Annotated in this window: 13 protein-coding genes, 15 tRNA genes and 2 rRNA genes; 29 read left to right on the top strand and 1 reads right to left on the bottom strand. The window is 47.5% G+C overall.

Translation table 11 applies throughout. The features are described 5' to 3' along the window. Positions 1-32 precede the first annotated feature (32 nt). From MHB82_RS25365 to MHB82_RS25280, 18 genes are all read left to right on the top strand, one after another. Positions 33-1,584: ribosomal RNA gene (locus MHB82_RS25365) — 16S ribosomal RNA — on the top strand. 333 nt (positions 1,585-1,917) lie between these two features. Further along, positions 1,918-4,845, top strand: a 23S ribosomal RNA gene (locus MHB82_RS25360). The 16S and 23S rRNA genes sit together here with 15 tRNA genes alongside, the layout of an rRNA operon. Positions 4,846-4,911: 66 nt before the next feature. Then, a tRNA-Asn gene (locus MHB82_RS25355) sits at positions 4,912-4,987 on the top strand. Between the two features lie 3 nt (positions 4,988-4,990). Further along, a tRNA-Ser gene (locus MHB82_RS25350) sits at positions 4,991-5,082 on the top strand. A gap of 6 nt (positions 5,083-5,088) precedes the next feature. Further along, a tRNA-Glu gene (locus tag MHB82_RS25345) sits at positions 5,089-5,160 on the top strand. A 69-nt stretch (positions 5,161-5,229) separates the two neighbouring features. Continuing rightward, positions 5,230-5,305: transfer RNA gene (locus MHB82_RS25340), tRNA-Val, on the top strand. Between the two features lie 17 nt (positions 5,306-5,322). Then, positions 5,323-5,396: transfer RNA gene (locus MHB82_RS25335), tRNA-Met, on the top strand. Positions 5,397-5,425: 29 nt separating this feature from the next. Continuing rightward, a tRNA-Asp gene (locus tag MHB82_RS25330) sits at positions 5,426-5,503 on the top strand. Positions 5,504-5,596: 93 nt separating this feature from the next. Continuing rightward, positions 5,597-5,672, top strand: a tRNA-Phe gene (locus MHB82_RS25325). A 20-nt stretch (positions 5,673-5,692) separates the two neighbouring features. After that, positions 5,693-5,768 (top strand) — tRNA-Thr (locus tag MHB82_RS25320). Between the two features lie 4 nt (positions 5,769-5,772). After that, positions 5,773-5,858, top strand: a tRNA-Tyr gene (locus MHB82_RS25315). Between the two features lie 6 nt (positions 5,859-5,864). Next, positions 5,865-5,938 (top strand) — tRNA-Trp (locus MHB82_RS25310). Positions 5,939-5,967: 29 nt separating this feature from the next. After that, positions 5,968-6,040, top strand: a tRNA-His gene (locus MHB82_RS25305). Positions 6,041-6,053: 13 nt separating this feature from the next. Further along, a tRNA-Gln gene (locus tag MHB82_RS25300) sits at positions 6,054-6,128 on the top strand. Between the two features lie 4 nt (positions 6,129-6,132). After that, positions 6,133-6,207, top strand: a tRNA-Gly gene (locus MHB82_RS25295). Positions 6,208-6,214: 7 nt separating this feature from the next. After that, positions 6,215-6,288 (top strand) — tRNA-Cys (locus MHB82_RS25290). Between the two features lie 34 nt (positions 6,289-6,322). Further along, positions 6,323-6,401, top strand: a tRNA-Leu gene (locus MHB82_RS25285). A gap of 258 nt (positions 6,402-6,659) precedes the next feature. Then, the gene (locus MHB82_RS25280; RefSeq protein ID WP_341176143.1) at positions 6,660-7,607 is read left to right on the top strand and encodes a class I SAM-dependent methyltransferase; all 948 of its coding nucleotides are present in this window, start codon (positions 6,660-6,662) and stop codon (positions 7,605-7,607) included. Between the two features lie 100 nt (positions 7,608-7,707). Here the strand turns inward: MHB82_RS25280 and MHB82_RS25275 are convergent, their stop codons facing one another. Next, entirely contained in the window at positions 7,708-10,095 is a 2,388-nt protein-coding gene (locus MHB82_RS25275; protein ID WP_341176142.1) for a helix-turn-helix domain-containing protein, read from the bottom strand. Between the two features lie 489 nt (positions 10,096-10,584). Here MHB82_RS25275 and MHB82_RS25270 point away from each other — a divergent pair, with 489 nt between their 5' ends. The 11 genes from MHB82_RS25270 to MHB82_RS25220 all read left to right on the top strand — a co-directional run bounded on the left by MHB82_RS25270 (position 10,585) and on the right by MHB82_RS25220 (position 19,120). Next, a complete protein-coding gene (locus MHB82_RS25270; protein WP_095292221.1) occupies positions 10,585-10,893 on the top strand; it encodes a LiaF transmembrane domain-containing protein in 309 nt (102 codons plus the stop codon). Between the two features lie 34 nt (positions 10,894-10,927). Continuing rightward, positions 10,928-11,599, top strand: coding sequence for a PspA/IM30 family protein (locus tag MHB82_RS25265; RefSeq protein ID WP_110756943.1), 672 nt, complete (start codon positions 10,928-10,930; stop codon positions 11,597-11,599). Positions 11,600-11,603: 4 nt separating this feature from the next. Further along, the gene (locus tag MHB82_RS25260; RefSeq protein WP_095292218.1) at positions 11,604-11,834 is read left to right on the top strand and encodes a PspC domain-containing protein; all 231 of its coding nucleotides are present in this window, start codon (positions 11,604-11,606) and stop codon (positions 11,832-11,834) included. Positions 11,835-11,851: 17 nt separating this feature from the next. Then, positions 11,852-12,349, top strand: a complete 498-nt coding sequence (locus tag MHB82_RS25255) for a PspC domain-containing protein (RefSeq protein ID WP_341176141.1) — start codon at positions 11,852-11,854, stop codon at positions 12,347-12,349. A gap of 1 nt (position 12,350) precedes the next feature. Beyond that, positions 12,351-13,058, top strand: a complete 708-nt coding sequence (locus MHB82_RS25250) for a PspA/IM30 family protein (protein ID WP_095292215.1) — start codon at positions 12,351-12,353, stop codon at positions 13,056-13,058. A 149-nt stretch (positions 13,059-13,207) separates the two neighbouring features. Continuing rightward, complete coding sequence (gene liaF / locus MHB82_RS25245; RefSeq protein ID WP_095292214.1) at positions 13,208-13,855, top strand: cell wall-active antibiotics response protein LiaF; 648 nt, start codon at positions 13,208-13,210, stop codon at positions 13,853-13,855. A gap of 34 nt (positions 13,856-13,889) precedes the next feature. Then, the gene (locus tag MHB82_RS25240) at positions 13,890-15,005 is read left to right on the top strand and encodes a sensor histidine kinase (RefSeq protein WP_095361215.1); all 1,116 of its coding nucleotides are present in this window, start codon (positions 13,890-13,892) and stop codon (positions 15,003-15,005) included. Further along, the gene (locus tag MHB82_RS25235) at positions 14,947-15,615 is read left to right on the top strand and encodes a response regulator transcription factor (protein ID WP_095292211.1); all 669 of its coding nucleotides are present in this window, start codon (positions 14,947-14,949) and stop codon (positions 15,613-15,615) included. Before MHB82_RS25240 ends, MHB82_RS25235 begins: the two co-directional genes overlap by 59 nt. A gap of 222 nt (positions 15,616-15,837) precedes the next feature. Beyond that, complete coding sequence (locus MHB82_RS25230) at positions 15,838-16,575, top strand: YwmB family TATA-box binding protein (RefSeq protein WP_341176140.1); 738 nt, start codon at positions 15,838-15,840, stop codon at positions 16,573-16,575. Between the two features lie 247 nt (positions 16,576-16,822). Further along, positions 16,823-18,373: a glucose-6-phosphate dehydrogenase gene (gene zwf / locus MHB82_RS25225; RefSeq protein ID WP_110756951.1), complete on the top strand. Its 1,551-nt coding sequence runs from the start codon at positions 16,823-16,825 to the stop codon at positions 18,371-18,373. Between the two features lie 348 nt (positions 18,374-18,721). Continuing rightward, positions 18,722-19,120, top strand: a complete 399-nt coding sequence (locus tag MHB82_RS25220) for a DoxX family protein (RefSeq protein ID WP_024634146.1) — start codon at positions 18,722-18,724, stop codon at positions 19,118-19,120. The last annotated feature ends 32 nt before the right edge of the window (positions 19,121-19,152 follow it).

The raw sequence follows: 19,152 nt of genomic DNA, 5'->3' as shown, positions 1-19,152 counted from the left end.
TTCAAAATGAGCTAATCGCTCTTTTCAATACTTTATTGGAGAGTTTGATCCTGGCTCAGGACGAACGCTGGCGGCATGCCTAATACATGCAAGTCGAGCGGACTTGAAGAGAAGCTTGCTTCTCTGATGGTTAGCGGCGGACGGGTGAGTAACACGTAGGCAACCTGCCCTCAAGCTTGGGACAACTACCGGAAACGGTAGCTAATACCGAATACTTGCTTCCTTCGCCTGAAGGGAGCTGGAAAGACGGAGCAATCTGTCACTTGAGGATGGGCCTGCGGCGCATTAGCTAGTTGGTGAGGTAACGGCTCACCAAGGCGACGATGCGTAGCCGACCTGAGAGGGTGATCGGCCACACTGGGACTGAGACACGGCCCAGACTCCTACGGGAGGCAGCAGTAGGGAATCTTCCGCAATGGGCGAAAGCCTGACGGAGCAATGCCGCGTGAGTGATGAAGGTTTTCGGATCGTAAAGCTCTGTTGCCAGGGAAGAACGTCCTTGAGAGTAACTGCTCAAGGAGTGACGGTACCTGAGAAGAAAGCCCCGGCTAACTACGTGCCAGCAGCCGCGGTAATACGTAGGGGGCAAGCGTTGTCCGGAATTATTGGGCGTAAAGCGCGCGCAGGCGGTCATTTAAGTCTGGTGTTTAATCCCGGGGCTCAACCCCGGATCGCACTGGAAACTGGATGACTTGAGTGCAGAAGAGGAGAGTGGAATTCCACGTGTAGCGGTGAAATGCGTAGAGATGTGGAGGAACACCAGTGGCGAAGGCGACTCTCTGGGCTGTAACTGACGCTGAGGCGCGAAAGCGTGGGGAGCAAACAGGATTAGATACCCTGGTAGTCCACGCCGTAAACGATGAATGCTAGGTGTTAGGGGTTTCGATACCCTTGGTGCCGAAGTTAACACATTAAGCATTCCGCCTGGGGAGTACGGTCGCAAGACTGAAACTCAAAGGAATTGACGGGGACCCGCACAAGCAGTGGAGTATGTGGTTTAATTCGAAGCAACGCGAAGAACCTTACCAGGTCTTGACATCCCTCTGACCGTCCTAGAGATAGGGCTTTCCTTCGGGACAGAGGAGACAGGTGGTGCATGGTTGTCGTCAGCTCGTGTCGTGAGATGTTGGGTTAAGTCCCGCAACGAGCGCAACCCTTGATCTTAGTTGCCAGCACTTCGGGTGGGCACTCTAAGGTGACTGCCGGTGACAAACCGGAGGAAGGTGGGGATGACGTCAAATCATCATGCCCCTTATGACCTGGGCTACACACGTACTACAATGGCCGGTACAACGGGCTGTGAAGCCGCGAGGTGGAACGAATCCTAAAAAGCCGGTCTCAGTTCGGATTGCAGGCTGCAACTCGCCTGCATGAAGTCGGAATTGCTAGTAATCGCGGATCAGCATGCCGCGGTGAATACGTTCCCGGGTCTTGTACACACCGCCCGTCACACCACGAGAGTTTATAACACCCGAAGTCGGTGGGGTAACCGCAAGGAGCCAGCCGCCGAAGGTGGGATAGATGATTGGGGTGAAGTCGTAACAAGGTAGCCGTATCGGAAGGTGCGGCTGGATCACCTCCTTTCTATGGAGAATCGTTTCCCGCAGCGGAAACATTCAAAAAGTCTTCAGGAAGCATGCTTCCGAAGCGAGCTTTACTTCGTAAAGCTTTTAACTCACTCGTTGCTCAGTTTTGAGAGCTCAAACTCTCAAAACAGCTTGCTTTTGCATGGAGCTTGTTCTTTGAAAACTAGATATCGAAACGAAAATTGCGAATTAGAACATTCCTTTTAGCTGAACTTGTGTTAAAACAAGTTTCAAATATTAGTGATACTGTATGAGCGAGTGATCGAATGGAACGACTTTTGGATTTGTGTAAGCAAACCAAGGGAAGAGACAGCTCGAACACGAGCGAATTGGTTAAGCTACTAAGAGCACACGGAGGATGCCTAGGCGCTAGGAGCCGATGAAGGACGTGGCGAACAACGATACTGCCTCGGGGAGCTGTAAGCAAGCTTTGATCCGGGGATGTCCGAATGGGGAAACCCAGCTGGGGTAATATCCAGTTACTCATAACTGAATACATAGGTTGTGTAGAGGCATACCAGGGGAACTGAAACATCTAAGTACCTTGAGGAAGAGAAAACAATAGTGATTCCGTCAGTAGCGGCGAGCGAACGCGGAACAGCCCAAACCAGAGAGCTTGCTCTCTGGGGTTGTGGGACGTCTCACATGGAGTTACAAAGGAGCCGGTTAAACGAAGAGGTCTGGAAAGGCCCGCCAAAGAAGGTAAAAGCCCTGTAATTGAAAGTCTGCTCTCTCCGAGACGGATCCCGAGTAGTGCGGGGCACGTGAAACCCCGTATGAATCCGGCAGGACCATCTGCCAAGGCTAAATACTTCCTAGCGACCGATAGTGAAGCAGTACCGTGAGGGAAAGGTGAAAAGCACCCCGGAAGGGGAGTGAAATAGAACCTGAAACCGTGTGCTTACAAGAAGTCAGAGCCCATTTTAGGGGTGATGGCGTGCCTTTTGTAGAATGAACCGGCGAGTTACGTTCCCGTGCAAGGTTAAGGTGAAGAGCCGGAGCCGCAGCGAAAGCGAGTCTGAATAGGGCGACATAGTACGTGGACGTAGACCCGAAACCGGGTGATCTACCCCTGTCCAGGGTGAAGGTGCGGTAACACGCACTGGAGGCCCGAACCCACGCACGTTGAAAAGTGCGGGGATGAGGTGGGGGTAGCGGAGAAATTCCAATCGAACTCGGAGATAGCTGGTTCTCCCCGAAATAGCTTTAGGGCTAGCCTCGGAAAACAGAGTCGTGGAGGTAGAGCACTGATTGGGTGCGGGGCCCGCAAGGGTTACCAAGCTCAGTCAAACTCCGAATGCCATAGACTTACTTCCGGGAGTCAGACAGTGAGTGCTAAGATCCATTGTCAAAAGGGAAACAGCCCAGACCATCAGCTAAGGTCCCCAAGTGTGTGTTAAGTGGGAAAGGATGTGGAGTTGCACAGACAACCAGGATGTTGGCTTAGAAGCAGCCACCATTGAAAGAGTGCGTAATAGCTCACTGGTCGAGTGACTCTGCGCCGAAAATGTAACGGGGCTAAACACACCACCGAAGCTATGGCTTGATGCTTTGCATCAGGGGTAGGGGAGCGTTGTATAAGGGTTGAAGGTGTACCGTAAGGAGCGCTGGACATTATACAAGTGAGAATGCCGGTATGAGTAACGAAAAGATCAGTGAGAATCTGATCCGCCGAAAGCCTAAGGGTTCCTGAGGAAGGCTCGTCCGCTCAGGGTAAGTCGGGACCTAAGGCGAGGCCGAAAGGCGTAGTCGAAGGACAACAGGTCGAAATTCCTGTACCACCGTAAATCGTTACGAGCGATGGGGGGACGCAGTAGGGTAGTGACGCAGACTGATGGATGTCTGTCCAAGCAGTAAGGCTGATGTGTAGGCAAATCCGCACATCCTAAGGCTGAGCTGTGATGGGGAGTGAAAATTACAGTAGCGAAGGTCATGATCTCACACTGCCAAGAAAAGCCTCTAGCCAGATGAAGGTGCCCGTACCGCAAACCGACACAGGTAGGCGAGAAGAGAATTCTAAGGCGCGCGGAAGAACTCTCGTTAAGGAACTCGGCAAAATGACCCCGTAACTTCGGGAGAAGGGGTGCCCCGGTAGTGTGAATAGCACGAGGGGGCCGCAGTGAAAAGGCCCAAGCGACTGTTTAGCAAAAACACAGGTCTGTGCGAAGCCGTAAGGCGAAGTATACGGGCTGACGCCTGCCCGGTGCTGGAAGGTTAAGGGGAGCGGTTAGGGAGTAATCCCGAAGCTGTGAACCGAAGCCCCAGTAAACGGCGGCCGTAACTATAACGGTCCTAAGGTAGCGAAATTCCTTGTCAGGTAAATTCTGACCCGCACGAATGGCGTAACGACTTGGGCGCTGTCTCAACGAGAGATCCGGTGAAATTTTAATACCTGTGAAGATGCAGGTTACCCGCGACAAGACGGAAAGACCCCATGGAGCTTTACTGCAGCTTGATATTGAATTTGGGTACGATCTGTACAGGATAGGTGGGAGCCTTTGAAGCATGAGCGCCAGCTTGTGTGGAGGCACCGTTGGGATACCACCCTGATCGTATCTAGGTTCTAACCTGGTGCCCTTAGCGGGTACGGGGACAGTGTCAGGTGGGCAGTTTGACTGGGGCGGTCGCCTCCTAAAGAGTAACGGAGGCGCCCAAAGGTTCCCTCAGAATGGTTGGAAATCATTCGAAGAGTGCAAAGGCATAAGGGAGCTTGACTGCGAGACCTACAAGTCGAGCAGGGACGAAAGTCGGGCTTAGTGATCCGGTGGTACCGCATGGAAGGGCCATCGCTCAACGGATAAAAGCTACCCTGGGGATAACAGGCTTATCTCCCCCAAGAGTCCACATCGACGGGGAGGTTTGGCACCTCGATGTCGGCTCATCGCATCCTGGGGCTGAAGTAGGTCCCAAGGGTTGGGCTGTTCGCCCATTAAAGCGGTACGCGAGCTGGGTTCAGAACGTCGTGAGACAGTTCGGTCCCTATCTGTCGTGGGCGTAGGAAATTTGAGAGGAGCTGTCCTTAGTACGAGAGGACCGGGATGGACGTACCGCTGGTGTACCAGTTGTTCCGCCAGGAGCACCGCTGGGTAGCTATGTACGGACGGGATAAGCGCTGAAAGCATCTAAGCGTGAAGCCCCCCTCAAGATGAGATTTCCCAGTATGTAAGACCCCTTGAAGACGACGAGGTAGATAGGCTGGGGGTGGAAGTGCAGTAATGCATGGAGCTGACCAGTACTAATCGGTCGAGGGCTTATCCAAATTGCAGGTTTTAATCGCACGTTTCGTTTCGGATCTAGTTTTCAGAGAATGATCTCTGAACAATATTCCCTGATAGCTCAGTTGGTAGAGCACTCGACTGTTAATCGAGTTGTCACAGGTTCGAGTCCTGTTCGGGGAGCCATATGGAGAGGTGTCCGAGTTGGCCGAAGGAGCACGATTGGAAATCGTGTAGGCGCCACAAGCGTCTCGAGGGTTCGAATCCCTCTCTCTCCGCCATAGTAAGGCCCGTTGGTCAAGGGGTTAAGACACCTCCCTTTCACGGAGGTAACAGGGGTTCGAATCCCCTACGGGTCATTATTTTCACCTCAAAAAAGAGGTTGATTTTAACAACAGTTTTATGTTAAGATCATAAATGTGTTGTTCGGAGGCTTAGCTCAGCTGGGAGAGCATCTGCCTTACAAGCAGAGGGTCGGGGGTTCGAGCCCCTCAGCCTCCACCATATAACTTTAATAACGACGCGGGGTGGAGCAGCCCGGTAGCTCGTCGGGCTCATAACCCGAAGGCCGCAGGTTCAAATCCTGCCCCCGCAATATTATACTTTCTTTACAGAAAGTGATCTGGAACCGTGGTGTAGTTGGCCTAACATGCCTGCCTGTCACGCAGGAGATCGCGGGTTCGAATCCCGTCGGTTCCGCCATTTTTACCATACATGAGGAATCTGTTCACTAAGTCTGTTATATGGCACCGACGCCCTGGATAAAGTGCAACATTCTTGATTAGACTTTATTATGGCTCGGTAGCTCAGTCGGTAGAGCAGAGGACTGAAAATCCTCGTGTCGGCGGTTCGATTCCGTCCCGAGCCACCATTATCACTACAACTTAATACGCCGGTGTAGCTCAACTGGTAGAGCAACTGACTTGTAATCAGTAGGTTGGGGGTTCAAGTCCTCTCGCCGGCACCACTATGGAGGATTAGCGAAGTGGCCAAACGCATCAGACTGTAAATCTGCTCCCTTACGGGTTCGGTGGTTCGAATCCATCATCCTCCACCAGTTTTTAGGGGCATAGTTTAAAGGTAGAACAACGGTCTCCAAAACCGTTGGTGTGGGTTCAATTCCTGCTGCCCCTGCCAATTAACTTTTTGAAGTAATAATGCATATGGCGATCGTGGCGAAGTGGTTAACGCACCGGTTTGTGGATCCGGCATTCGGGGGTTCAATTCCCCTCGATCGCCCCTTTGTTTTTATTGGGGATTAGCCAAGCGGTAAGGCAACGGACTTTGACTCCGTCATGCATAGGTTCAAATCCTATATCCCCAGCCATTTTGCGGACGTGGCTCAGCGGTAGAGCATCGCCTTGCCAAGGCGAGGGTCGCGGGTTCGATTCCCGTCGTCCGCTCCAAAAATATGGCGCCATAGCCAAGTGGTAAGGCACAGCTCTGCAAAAGCTTTATCCCCAGTTCGAATCTGGGTGGCGCCTCCAGTATATTTACTAAAAATATACTACAACATGATATGCCGGCGTGGCGGAATGGCAGACGCGCTCGACTCAAAATCGAGTGGGAAACCGTGGAGGTTCGAGTCCTCTCGCCGGTATAACGTATAACCCTGTGGATTGCTTAGACAATTCACAGGGTTATTTTTATTACTTTAGTTTTCGCAATTGATGAAATTAGTTCAATAAATGAGGTTGACGTTTAAATGAATTAAATATATTGTAGATAAATAAAATCTGTGATATGAAGCCATTGTGATATTGGCTACACGGTATTGAGATACTTTTGTTGGTTTAAAAAAGAGAAGATCCTTTCTGGTGAACTTTTGATTTTATTACATAGAACGGAGTGAAACGTAATGCTTGAGCAAAAAGTGTCTGAGGAAAACAATTCAGTTAATTATTCAGAACTATTATTTGATCTATTGATCTGGGAAGAGGCGTGGAAGCAGCGGCCGAGGAATCCAAGATATAAGAAAAAGAGTGCGCCATTCGAAACGGAAGAAGCATTTGAACGCTGGGCACGAGACTATCACCATCAATCCTTCACAGAAGAAGGTAAGAAGCGTTCCGATCGCATCATGAGCTGGATTGAAAATCAAGGTGTAGACTTTAGTGAGTTATCCATATTGGACATTGGAGCAGCTTCAGGCATTTTTACAATTCCTTTTGCAAAAAAGGGGGCAACTGTCACTGCAGTCGAACCTTCTGAACTGCTTATTTCTTTGATGAAAGAGACAATCCCGAACACATTAGTGTCTAAAATCGAGATTGTTCCTGAACGGTTTGAAGAAATATCGATTCAGGAGAAAGGCTGGGAACAGAAATATGACTTTGCCTTTGCATCCATGTGCCCCGCCATGTCTGATTGGGAAACCGTTGAACAGGCAATTCAAAGTGCACGCAAATACGTTTATATCAGTGCCATGGCCGGCCCGAGAGTGCATACGTTAATGGACGAGTTAAAAGATGTACTTCAGGTTAATCCGCCTTACCGTTCGGGAGATATGGGATACATACAACAGCTGCTATTCTTGAAAGGTTACGCGTATACATCGTTAATTACTAATGAAGTCAACACCATTGAGATGCCTGTTCAGCAAGTTGTAGATCATTTACACGAATGGTTAAACACCTATGGCTTGCCTACGGACACAGACTCACTATACAAGGCTGAGCACTATATCCGACGTGCCTATCCAGATGGCGTGGTTAACTTCCTACGTGGCGGCAGGTTCGGAAAAATACTAATTCAGCTGGACCGACAGAATATGAAGATTGTTCGTAAGAAAGAAGCTAAGAAATAAAATAAGAGATAAAATAAGAGATAAAATAAGAAATTAAACCATGCGTGAATCATTAAAAGGAGCAGATCTCTGCTCCTTTTTCATTTGTCATTACAAACAATTATTTCATGGAAGAGCGAAGAGGCTTTTCTCTACGTTCCCGGTACTGACCTGGAGTAATTCCCTCCCATTTTCGAAACGAACGGATAAAGTTCTGCGGGTTATTGTAACGAAGCCGAGCAGCAATATCCTTAATGGTTAGCTCGGTTTCATCCAACCACTTTCGGGCCATTTTGAACCGATACTGTGACAAATATTCACTGAATGCGTAGCCTGTTTCTTTGCTGAACACAGTACTCAAATAGCTTGCATTATAATGGAGCCTACAAGCACACTCTTCGAGTGTCAGATCGGTATCGTATTCCTGATGGATGATGGCAATCATTCTTTCCGAGATCTGCTGATGCTGTGCATATTGCCTTTCTCTGAAAATGCCAATAACCGGCCTAATGATACGGTAAATAAACCATTGTTCGATATCAGCAGCTGTTTGCAGAGCGAGCAGTTCGTTGATCAATGGGCTGTGCCCTGAAGAGATCTGTATAAGTCGTATACCGGACTCCTGCATCATTTGTAATATATGCATTAATAATCGAGTTAAAGCAACCTGGTATTCTTCCTTGGTCCATTCCATATGGTACATACGCTGGAGCAACTGTTGTAATAGTACGGAAGCTTCTGCCTCATCTGCAGATTGAATGGATTGCATAAGACGATATTCGAGGGACTCAGGGTAAGGTAGCGTCCACAAGGAAGAGCAATTTGACTCATCCTCATTTTGTTTGACGTTAGCTCCTGGTATGGTCTGCTGCTGCAACAGCTTCATGGCTTCAATATACGCCAGGTGTATTTCTAAAAAGGAAGTGTATGGTTGACTGAAGCGGATATTCAGCTGAAGATTTAAGACTTCACTCACTCGATGGTGTATTAGCCCAGTTATTTCGTAAAGTTCTTTTGAAAACACGGAGTTGTCCATTTCTACTGTACCTATTACGGTTACTACAGTCTGTTCCACAATAAGCGGAAGGAGTTGTCGATCCTTATCGATGGATTCCTCCACTATATTCTGAACGGCAAATAACAGGAGATCGAGATCGTGATGATCATATTTCGTTTGACTTGCCAAATCGATCTGTAGGGTCAATACGGCCATTTGTTGCCACTGAATACAATGATCTCTGTAGCCTAGTTCGATCAAGTTTTGGTGCAGCATGCCGGGCAAGCACTTACCTTGCAGCATACTTATCATATACTGAGTGCGTGTCTGCAAAACGTATTGATTTAATTTATACTCCATCTGGGATCGTGAAGCTGACAGCTGAGTAATATGGGTCTTGATCTGCTCAAATTCATCCTGAGGTGGTAAAAAGGATTGTTGTAGTTTCTGATTCGATAAAACTCTGTCAGTGATTCCTAGCTGTGATAGCAGATTACGTATAGGGACATGCAAACGCTTTGAACCTAACCATACGAATAATAAGGAGAGTAGAAGGAGTATTACGCCGACAGACAAGGTATACAGTCCAATCTCAACATACTCTTGGGATAGGACATTCATGGGTGTAATTAAAATATAAGTCCATCCCTTTAACGGTGTCTTAGCGAAGGTTAATGAATATTCCGTATCAGCAATTCGAACTTCACGGTATTCCTTTGAAGCAGCAGACGTATTCGGAGAGAGCAATTCGCTCATGTCCATTTTAGATTCAATATCTTCCATGTTCAATGCCGATACGGGTTGTCCAATAAACATAGGATCGGGGTGAACAAGAATGCGCTGTTCCCGGTTCACAATAATCAACTCTGAAGCAGACATATCCATGTCTACGGATTCAGATACAATAGAATGATGCAATGAGCATGCAGGAATCCCGCCAATTAAAGCCGAGTCAGCGGATGCATTCATAAGCGAGATGGATCTGCCGAGCACGATATGATAGTTACATCCGGCCGGGAAATCCTGTTCATTATGCTTAAACACAGATGATGGAATCAGCTGCCAGCCAGAGGTCAGGGTTTTGGACAACAAATCTCGCATGGGAAGAGCCAAAGGGAAGTCCGTGTTAAGATATAACCCCGCATGATCGACCAGCCAATCCTGAGCTTCGTTAACTAGCGTAATATCCATTAAGGGCTCCCAGGATCGCATATGTTGAAATTCGGATTGAAGCTGGTTTGCTGTCGTTAATGTACCGGGAAGTGTGGCTGAAAGGGACTGAAGTGTAATAGGAGAGCGAGTCGCCTGATCCAGCATATAACTGATGGTGTTAAGCTTATGCTCGACGCTCGTCTGCATGTGTAAAAGAAGTTGTTTATTCGTTTGCATGCGATGCAGCTCCGTTTGATTCATGGAATACAGAATTGCCGCTATTCCAGCCAGCAGAATAGGCAGGGTACTGAGCAGAATGCCAAACAAGATCATTTTATGAAGATAACTAATGGACCGCACAGCTCCCACTCCTAACTTAAGAATTAGGATCAATACTTCTTCTATTTTAGTAAACGCTTACATTAATAACAACATAAATTTGTTTATATGGATAAAAAAGTATTTAGATTTTGGGTTAAGAAGAGCTTTTCATTCAACCGCACATCATTTGGAGGAAACGAAATCTTTTTGCAAACGTACATAAGGCTTAAGGGCAGATCATATCAATGGCGCTTGCAAGCTCCGATGAGGTTAAGTCCCCTAGTCTGATAAGAGGATTTGGAGCAACCATTTACAGCCTCATTATATAACGCCAGAGGTCTGATGCAAGGACAGACGGAGGTCCAACACCATCCCCGACCTGAGTCTAGGATGAAAAACCGTCCACGGTCTGTTTTGAAAAGTCCCCGTTTCCCCTAGAATAAAGACATAAGGTTGAACAAGAAACAACAAACACAAACGAGCAAATAAACAAATCAAAATACAAACCGAAAGGGTGGTGAAAAAATTATGAGATGGAATAAGGGAAATGGTTGGGCGATTGTCCTGATTGCGCTGGGAGCTCTCATCCTTTTCGGAAAGTTAACTCCGCTTCTTGGACACCTGATGGGGTATCTGATTCCGATTCTAATGATTGCACTTGGTTACTACGGGGTTAAACGAGGAAATGTGATGCTGGGTTGGATCGTCTTGATCATCGGTATCCTGTCACTGATGGGTAAACTGGCTTGGTTGATCGGACCAATCATCGCCATCGGATTAATCATCTTCGGTGTCTCGATGCTCAGCAACAATCGTAGTCGTCGTGGCCGCTACTAAATTATCACGATCTTGAAAAGGAGGACAGAACATAATGAGTGTATTTCGTCGAATGCGGGATATTACCGTAGCTACATTAAATGAACATCTGGAGCAAAGTCAGGATCCAGTCAAACTGATTGATCAGTTTCTGGTCTCGACCCGCCAAGACATTGGCGAAGCCGAAAAGCTTCGTCATCAATATGCAAGCCATACAAGACAGATGAAGCAGCAAGCCGACCAGGCAGCAAGTATGGTGCACAAACGAGAAGAGCAGGCTTCAATGGCTCTGAAAGCAGGAGAAGAGCATCTTGCAAAACTGGCCCTGCAGGAGAAAATTCTCCATGAAGAAAAAATGGAACAATACAATGAACTGTATGCCCAGAGCAATGCAGCATTACAGGAACTTGATGAACAGATTGATCAGCTGAAAGTGGAGTATCAGAATGTGTACAGCAAACGTCAATACTACTACGCTCGTATGCAAACCATTCAGTTGCAGCAACGAATGAATCAAAGAGGTCACTACAATAATCAGAATGTACCTCGAATGTTCAATCGCCTGGACGACCAAGTCTCTGATCTTGAATATGAGGCACAGAGTCTGAGAGACATTCGCCGCATGAGCCAGGATGGTTCAGGAACAGCAGGCAGCATGTCCTCCTCTACCTTGGATAAAGAGCTGGAGCGCCTGAAACAGAAGCTGAATAATGAAAGGAAGGAGTAGTCACATGAATAGATTATACCGCTCGACGCGTAACCGAAGGCTGACAGGTTTGATCGGCGGCATCTCTGAGAATCTTGGATTTAGTTCGATGCTGCTGCGTCTCATCTTCTTCATCAGTATTTTCGCTACGGGGGGTACATCATTGCTGATCTACTTCATCGCTGCATTAGTGGTGCCGAAGGAACCCTATCCTGCAGATCCATACGGATATGATTCCGTAACAGGATATAAGTAAACGAAAGGAGTAAGTACATGAGCAAATTATACCGCTCAACGCGTGACCGGATGCTAACAGGTTTGATCGGCGGGATATCCGAATCCATTGGAATGGACTCCACGCTGCTGCGGATCATCTTCGTCATCAGTATCTTTGTAACAGGCGGCACAGCGTTGTTAATCTACTTTATCGCAGCCCTGGTGGTACCGAAAGAACCGTTTCCACCCTATGACCCGTACGGTTACGGTCCAGGTCCAGGTCCTGGCAGAGGATACAACAACTATGATCACGACCCGAACAGCGGCCCTTTCCGGGGCAACAATCAAGGTCAAGGTGGCTTCGGTCCCGGCCCAGGATACAATAACAGACCGCATTCGGGTCCACGTTCTTACGATAATAACAGCTATGGAGCAGGTGCACCTCAAGAGAGTGAACTGGATTCCATGATGAAAGATATTGAGAAAAAAGCATTGAAAAAAGAAGTTGAAGAGCTTCGCCAAAAATTATCTCGTTACGAGAAGGGAGAAAAGTAAAATGGGAGTATTTAAACGGATTAAGGATATGACTAAAGCGTCGGTAAATGATATGTTGGATAAAGTGGAAGACCCGATTGTAATGTTGAACCAGTACTTGCGTGACATGGAGGCCGAGATTCATGAGGCTGAAGTAACAGTAGCCAAACAAATGGCAAATGAGCGTCGCATGAAGCAGCGTCTGGACGAAGCGGAGCGTACTTCGGTCCAACGCGAGTCCCAAGCTGAAGCTGCGCTGGCTAATGGTCAGGAAGAAGTAGCTCGCAAATTGCTGGAAGAAAAAATCTACTTTGATCAAAAAATTACGGAGTACAGTGAACTGCACGCACAATCTGAAGCACAAGCCAAAGACCTGCTGCAACAGCTTCATGACATGAAAGACGAGTTCTACAAAATGCGTAACAAACGCAATGAGCTCGTATCCCGTGCCCAAATGGCGAAAGCCAAAAAGCAAATGTCTTCCATCAACAGCCTGCATTCGATCGAAAGTGGTAGTGCATCGCTTGGATTCCATCGTATGGAAGAGAAAATCATGCAGCTGGAAGCCGAAGCAGACGTATCCCGTGCTCCTTACCGGAACACACAATCTACGTATACCAATCCTGTAGATGTTGAAAAACAATTCAAGGTAGATCAACAATTGCAAGCCCTGAAGAACAAACTGGGCAACGGATCTAAAAATGAAACAGGCGGCACTTCTAAAGAATAACTGTTCGCTCAGCAGACAATATGATATTCTATAAATCGTGAATAAAGAACGGTTTGTAGAACAAAGGTTAAGCCATACAGGTCATTATCGCCTGGTATGGCTTTTCCAACGAATAGGGAAAATCAACTTGCAGAGGAGGTGCGGCAGAGATGAACAAAAAAGAACAATGGCTTGCATTTGCGATTATTATTATCGGTATAATCATGCTATTGAATCAGCATATTAATCTGCTGACAGCTGCCGCACTGATCCTGTTAACGATTGGAATGGTCCAGGTTCGTAAAGGAGATGCGCACAAAGGTCACCGCTACTTGGCGATTGGTGGATGTCTTCTGCTGCTTGGGAACCTGATGATTGTATTTTTAATTGTACTGGCTTCACTAGCCTATTTTTATTCCAAAAACAAAAAGATGCATCTGCATGGCGATGTCATGCGCAAACAGAATTTTTTGGCCCGTTATTACTGGGACCAGGTGCCTTGGACGTTACGAAGCATGAGCTTATGGCACGCTATTGGTGAAGTTAATGCAGATCTGTCTCTCTCCATTCCGGAAGAAAAACAGACCATTGTATTGCTGCAAGGGGTTATGGGAAATGTTCGGTTGACACTGCCTGAGGATTACGGAGTAGAGATTGAGGCTTCGGTCATGTTTGGACGAATTAGTCTGAATGGGGAAAAAGACAGTGGCATGATGAACAAGTTAATATGGAGAACGCCTGGTTATGAAACCAGTGAACATAAAGCAAAATTTGTTATTTCTTATATTGTTGGCGACCTAAGCATTCGTAATCCGTAATAAATCAATAAGTGAAGAAAAGGAGGAGACCCGGTTGAAGACAAAACGACATACCGACATGGTAACCCGAAGTATGGGTGAAGGGATCCTCCTTGTTTTCATTGTGCTCGCTGTTATCTTATATGTGCTGTATACATATGGTTATCTTGCTCCGTTTGCTGGATGGAGGCATCTGATTCAGTCTGGCTTAGCGCTGCTTCTATTGCTGATAGGCATCGGAGCTGCTTTTGGCTTCTATCAGAGTTACCGGGTCAAACGCAGGCTTGAATTGCTGCGGGAAACCCTTCTACAATGGGAAAAGGGATCTCTATCGCGCACCGTACCCGATCTGGGGATCGACGATGTAGGCCGTTTAAGCGAACAGCTCGGGCGGATCGGCAAGAAGTGGGAAGATCAGGTTACCTCGCTGCAACGATTATCGACCAATAATGCACAGCTTGCAGAGCAAGCCAGAATAACGGCAATTGTGGAAGAGCGGCAGCGATTGGCACGAGAGCTGCATGATGCCGTTTCCCAGCAGTTGTTTGCCATTTCGATGACTGCCACAGCGGTTGGACGAAAGATGGAAAAGGACTTTGCACGCGCCCAGCGGCAGGTGGCGTTAATTGAGGAGATGGCTTCGGTAGCCCAATCCGAGATGCGGGCTTTGCTTCTGCATTTGCGGCCGGTGTATCTGGAAGGCAAACATTTGGAACAGGGCCTGAAAGATCTTGTCATGGAATTAAAAACCAAAGTACCCATGGACATTGTGCTTGAGATGGATGAAGATATCGATTTGGTCAAAGGCATTGAGAATCATCTGTTCCGTATTATTCAGGAAGCGATGTCCAATACATTGCGCCATGCTAAGGCAGAAAAAATGGAGATTCGGCTGCAGCGCCGGACCGATGCGATTCGTGTACTTATTCGTGATGATGGTCAGGGCTTCGATCTGGATGACCAGAAGCAGGCTTCTTATGGTCTGGCCAACATGCGGGAACGTGTTACGGAGATCGGGGGAGCCATTCAATTTGTAACGGCACCAGGTAAGGGAACACGAATTGAGATAACGATACCTTTGATGAGCGATGAAAGTGAGGAAGAACATGTCAATGGAACCGGAAGTAGAAACGGAGACGGAAACGTCGATCAAAGTGTTGCTCGTGGATGACCATGAAATGGTACGGATCGGCCTCGCGGCCGTGCTCGATACGGAGGACGGGATCGAGGTTGTGGGTGAAGCGGGAAGTGGCGAGGAAGGCATTCGACTCGCACAGGAATATAAGCCCGACGTTGTTCTGATGGATCTAGTCATGGAAGGCATGGACGGGATCGAGGCTACACGGCAGCTGCTCAAAATGTATCCGGAATGCAAAGTCATCGTGCTAACCAGTTACCTGGATGATGAAAAAATGTATCCTGTTATTGAGGCAGGCGCCTTCAGCTATCTGTTAAAGACATCAAGAGCCAATGAAGTGGCAGATGCGATTCGTGCTGCGGCACGTGGACAATCGGTTCTGGAATCGCAGGTGGCCTCCAAGATGATGAATCGATTCCGGCAGCCACAGGCAGCAGCCCCGGCTCATGAAGAGCTTACTGACCGGGAGATGGATGTACTCCGTTTACTCGCGAAGGGCAAGTCCAATCAGGATATAGCCGATGATCTGATTATCGGTATCAAAACAGTCAAATTCCATGTAACGAATATCCTGGCCAAACTTGGTGTGGACGACCGGACACAGGCAGCCATCTATGCCTATAAAAATGGTCTAGCAGAGTAAGAAGAACTGTACTGAAAACGACTTTATTTAGCAAACTTCATTGAGCAAGAAAACGTACTTAACGAATTTGAATAGCATAGATAGGCAAAAGAAAGGTCTGCTCTACCATGCACATGGTGGAACAGGCCTTTTTTTTGTGATGTCCTAAGAAGTTTAGCAAATGGGGGAAGGGGGCATGCTGTTGATAGATTCATAGAATGAAAGAGAGAGCGGAGGTTAACCATGTTAAATCGTTGGATGTCTGCAGGTATAGTGGCTTTGGCACTTATTATTGTTATAGGTATGACGACGGCGTATGCAGAGAGAAGCGAGTCAGAAGGCGAGAAGCTGGAACAGTTAATACATACTTCGAACGCAGCGATGGATCAGGTGGAACGCATGATTATCAAATGGCAGGGACAAGGGACAGGGAGTGCAGAGGAACAAGCAGCACGTTTGTCGGAGCAATTGGGACTGCCGCGACCGGTTTTGGGAAGCCAGACAGGTCATGATGTGTATCGCAGTGAGATTCAGGCTGAAGGAAGTCGTGCAGGCATATTGGTAAATGCCGTCGTGACTGGAGAGAACGGATACTATGTTATTGTACAGTTGGCGGGGAATCGTTCCACTGAATTAAGCGAACTCGTTTCTTTGCATGAACAGGTAGATCAACTGCTTGCAAATTCTGAGGTGGAAGCGACATGGAACCTTGCAGTTCAGGGGACAGGAACAACCGATGCATCGGTTAGCAATCAACTAGAAGTTACAGAGGCTAAGCTGTCTGGCCAGTTGGGTATGCATGCAGCTGAGCGTTATACGGATGACAATACAGCAAGCGTGTCCTACCGTGTCCCTGAGCTGCCGACTGCGATCCAGAGTGGCTCGGATGTTCTGAACATGCAGATTGCTGTGCATCAGGACCACGATAAGGGAAGCAATCGTATTACGTTAGGATTTCCGGTAATTACTATAGAATATTGAAATGATATTAGGTGAATTTATAGGCTTGATCATGAATATTTATAGATGAATTTTCAGAGAATGTTTGGAGGAATAAGGGGCTCCTTTATCAGGAAAATTAGTGCAACCCTTCAGGCAATATGCTAAAATGGCATCACATCCAAGAGGAAGCTACTGGTAATTGTCGGTTGTATGTTGTGCATATATAACACCATTACATAGCTCGGGAAGAGCAGAGAAAGAGTCTTCCCGGAAGGAAGAGGAGCCCATGGTCGAAAAACAAATGCGAGATGAAGTGCAGACGCCAGGCGCAGTATTTTTCATTTTTGGAGCAACGGGTGATTTGGCCCGCCGGAAGCTGTTTCCGGCAATCTATAGTCTTTACCGCGAAGGCAAGCTAGCCGAAGACTTTGCGGTTATTGGTGTAGCCAGACGTCCGAGGACACCAGAACAATTCCGGGAAGACATTCATGAATCCATTAAGGAGTTCTGCCGTTATCCGGCAGGTGAACCTGATGAGTGGAATGCGTTTGTCGAACATTTTGAGTATAAATCTCTTGATATTAATAACGTGGATGGCTTCAGAGAGTTACGGGATCAAACAGAAGGCCTGGAAGCGAAGTTTAACACGCCAGGCAACCGGCTGTTTTATCTGGCACTGGCTCCAGAGCTGTTCGGCAGTGTCTCTTATAGTTTACGTGATGGCGGAATGCTGGAGAGCCGAGGCTGGAACCGGCTTGTCATTGAGAAACCGTTCGGGTATGATCTGCAGTCTGCTGAGCAGTTGAATGAGCAGATCCGTGAGGTGTTCCGTGAAGAGGAAATCTATCGGATTGACCATTATCTGGGCAAGGAAATGGTGCAGAATATTGAAGTGATTCGCTTTGGTAATGCATTTTTTGAGCCACTCTGGAATAACAAACATATTGCGAATGTTCAAATCACGCTTGGTGAGACCGTTGGTGTGGAGGAACGTGGTGGTTACTACGATCATTCCGGTGCCCTGCGGGATATGGGGCAGAATCATATGCTTCAGATGCTGACGATGATTGCCATGGAGCCGCCAAGCCGTCTATATCCCGAGGATATCCGGGATGAGAAGGTCAAGGTGCTGCGTTCCTTGCGACCATTTACGTCCGATGAAGAAGTGAGCAATAACGTTGTACGTGGACAGTATACGGAAGGGGAGTACCGGGGAAAACAGCTTCCGGGATATCGTCAGGAGGACAAGGTTGATCCCGAGTCGAATACCGAGACTTATTTTGCTGCACGTGTATTCGTGGATAACTTCCGCTGGGCGGGTGTACCTTTTTATATTCGGACAGGCAAGCGTCTACCGGTGAAAACAACCGAGATCGTAGTTGAATTCAAGTCCATGCCGAACAATGTATATTTGGGCAAAAAATATAAACTGGAACCGAATCTGCTCGTCATTCGGGTGAATCCGATGGAAGGCATCTATATTAAAATCAATGCCAAGAAACCGGGCTCGGACTCCGAAATTCAGCCGCTCGCAATGGACTTCTGTCAGAGCTGCATGATCGGAATCAACTCGCCAGAAGCATACGAGCGTCTACTGCATGATGCAGCAGAAGGGGATTCCACGTACTTCACCCGCTGGGATGAAGTGGCGACCGCATGGTCTTTTGTCGACCGTATTGCTTCCGCATGGGCGGGAAATCATGGAGAACTGCACACGTATCCTGCAGGTACATGGGGACCGGAGGCGACAGGGAAGCTGCTGGAGCAGGATGGTTTCCACTGGTGGCCGGTGAATGGGCAGGACGAAGACAGTGTTATTTGGCAAGTGAACAACTAATCCAGTAAATCATGTGTGAAGAAGCCTTGGATGGGACGTGAGTGCGCGTTCTTCCGGGCTTTTTTTGCATAGGAGAGAGAAAGAATAATAAGGAAATTAATAAATAAAAATAAGTTGTTGACAAAAAGTAAGTGAATAACTTATACTCAACTCAAGAGTTAAAGAAATTACGCAAAAAGAAAAACGGACGAAGGAGTTCTAAGGAGTTCTTCGAACCTATAGATTATTCATGAGATGAAATTTAAACCAGGTGAAGGGGTTACGAGGACATTCATGAAGGAACATTTTAGCATAATATCTTTAATCTAAGAATACTATTTTGCAACTATTTGAATGGAGGAAAAGGACATGTTGGATGTAGGACTTTTGTTGATTCGTTTGGTGATCGGTTTGTCGTTTATGGCTCATGGTGCACAGAAATTGTTTGGTTGGTTCGGGGGTTATGGGATCAAGGGTACAGGCGGATGGTTTGAGTCCATGGGGATGAAGCCTGGCGCACTCGTTGCACTGCTGGCAGGTTTGGCGGAATTCGGTGGCGGCTTGCTGCTGGCTCTGGGTCTGCTGACTCCAGTAGGTGGCATTCTGATTGCACTGACCATGGTGATAGCGATTGTGAAAGTTCATGGTGCGAATGGATACTGGTCTACACAAAACGGTTTTGAGTATAATCTCGCGATCTTGGTGATCGGTGTGGCATTGGCTCTGACTGGTGGAGGACAATACGCGCTGGATGCATTGATTTTCTAAGTAAGCTAGGAACGTGAATTAGGAGTACCTGG

The organism is Paenibacillus sp. FSL K6-2862, assembly GCF_038005125.1.
GTDB classification, from domain to species: Bacteria; Bacillota; Bacilli; order Paenibacillales; family Paenibacillaceae; genus Paenibacillus; species Paenibacillus illinoisensis_A.
Note: the sequence above shows the minus strand (reverse complement) of the source record. Positions and strands in the feature narration are given on the sequence as shown.

Coding starts and splice junctions, on each gene's coding strand:
- MHB82_RS25230 (WP_341176140.1), top strand. CDS start 15,838: ATGTTAAATCGTTGGATGTCTGCAGGTATAGTGGCTTTGGCACTTATT.
- MHB82_RS25280 (WP_341176143.1), top strand. CDS start 6,660: ATGCTTGAGCAAAAAGTGTCTGAGGAAAACAATTCAGTTAATTATTCA.
- MHB82_RS25220 (WP_024634146.1), top strand. CDS start 18,722: ATGTTGGATGTAGGACTTTTGTTGATTCGTTTGGTGATCGGTTTGTCG.
- zwf (WP_110756951.1), top strand. CDS start 16,823: ATGGTCGAAAAACAAATGCGAGATGAAGTGCAGACGCCAGGCGCAGTA.
- MHB82_RS25265 (WP_110756943.1), top strand. CDS start 10,928: ATGAGTGTATTTCGTCGAATGCGGGATATTACCGTAGCTACATTAAAT.
- MHB82_RS25260 (WP_095292218.1), top strand. CDS start 11,604: ATGAATAGATTATACCGCTCGACGCGTAACCGAAGGCTGACAGGTTTG.
- MHB82_RS25255 (WP_341176141.1), top strand. CDS start 11,852: ATGAGCAAATTATACCGCTCAACGCGTGACCGGATGCTAACAGGTTTG.
- MHB82_RS25270 (WP_095292221.1), top strand. CDS start 10,585: ATGAGATGGAATAAGGGAAATGGTTGGGCGATTGTCCTGATTGCGCTG.
- liaF (WP_095292214.1), top strand. CDS start 13,208: ATGAACAAAAAAGAACAATGGCTTGCATTTGCGATTATTATTATCGGT.
- MHB82_RS25235 (WP_095292211.1), top strand. CDS start 14,947: ATGGAACCGGAAGTAGAAACGGAGACGGAAACGTCGATCAAAGTGTTG.
- MHB82_RS25250 (WP_095292215.1), top strand. CDS start 12,351: ATGGGAGTATTTAAACGGATTAAGGATATGACTAAAGCGTCGGTAAAT.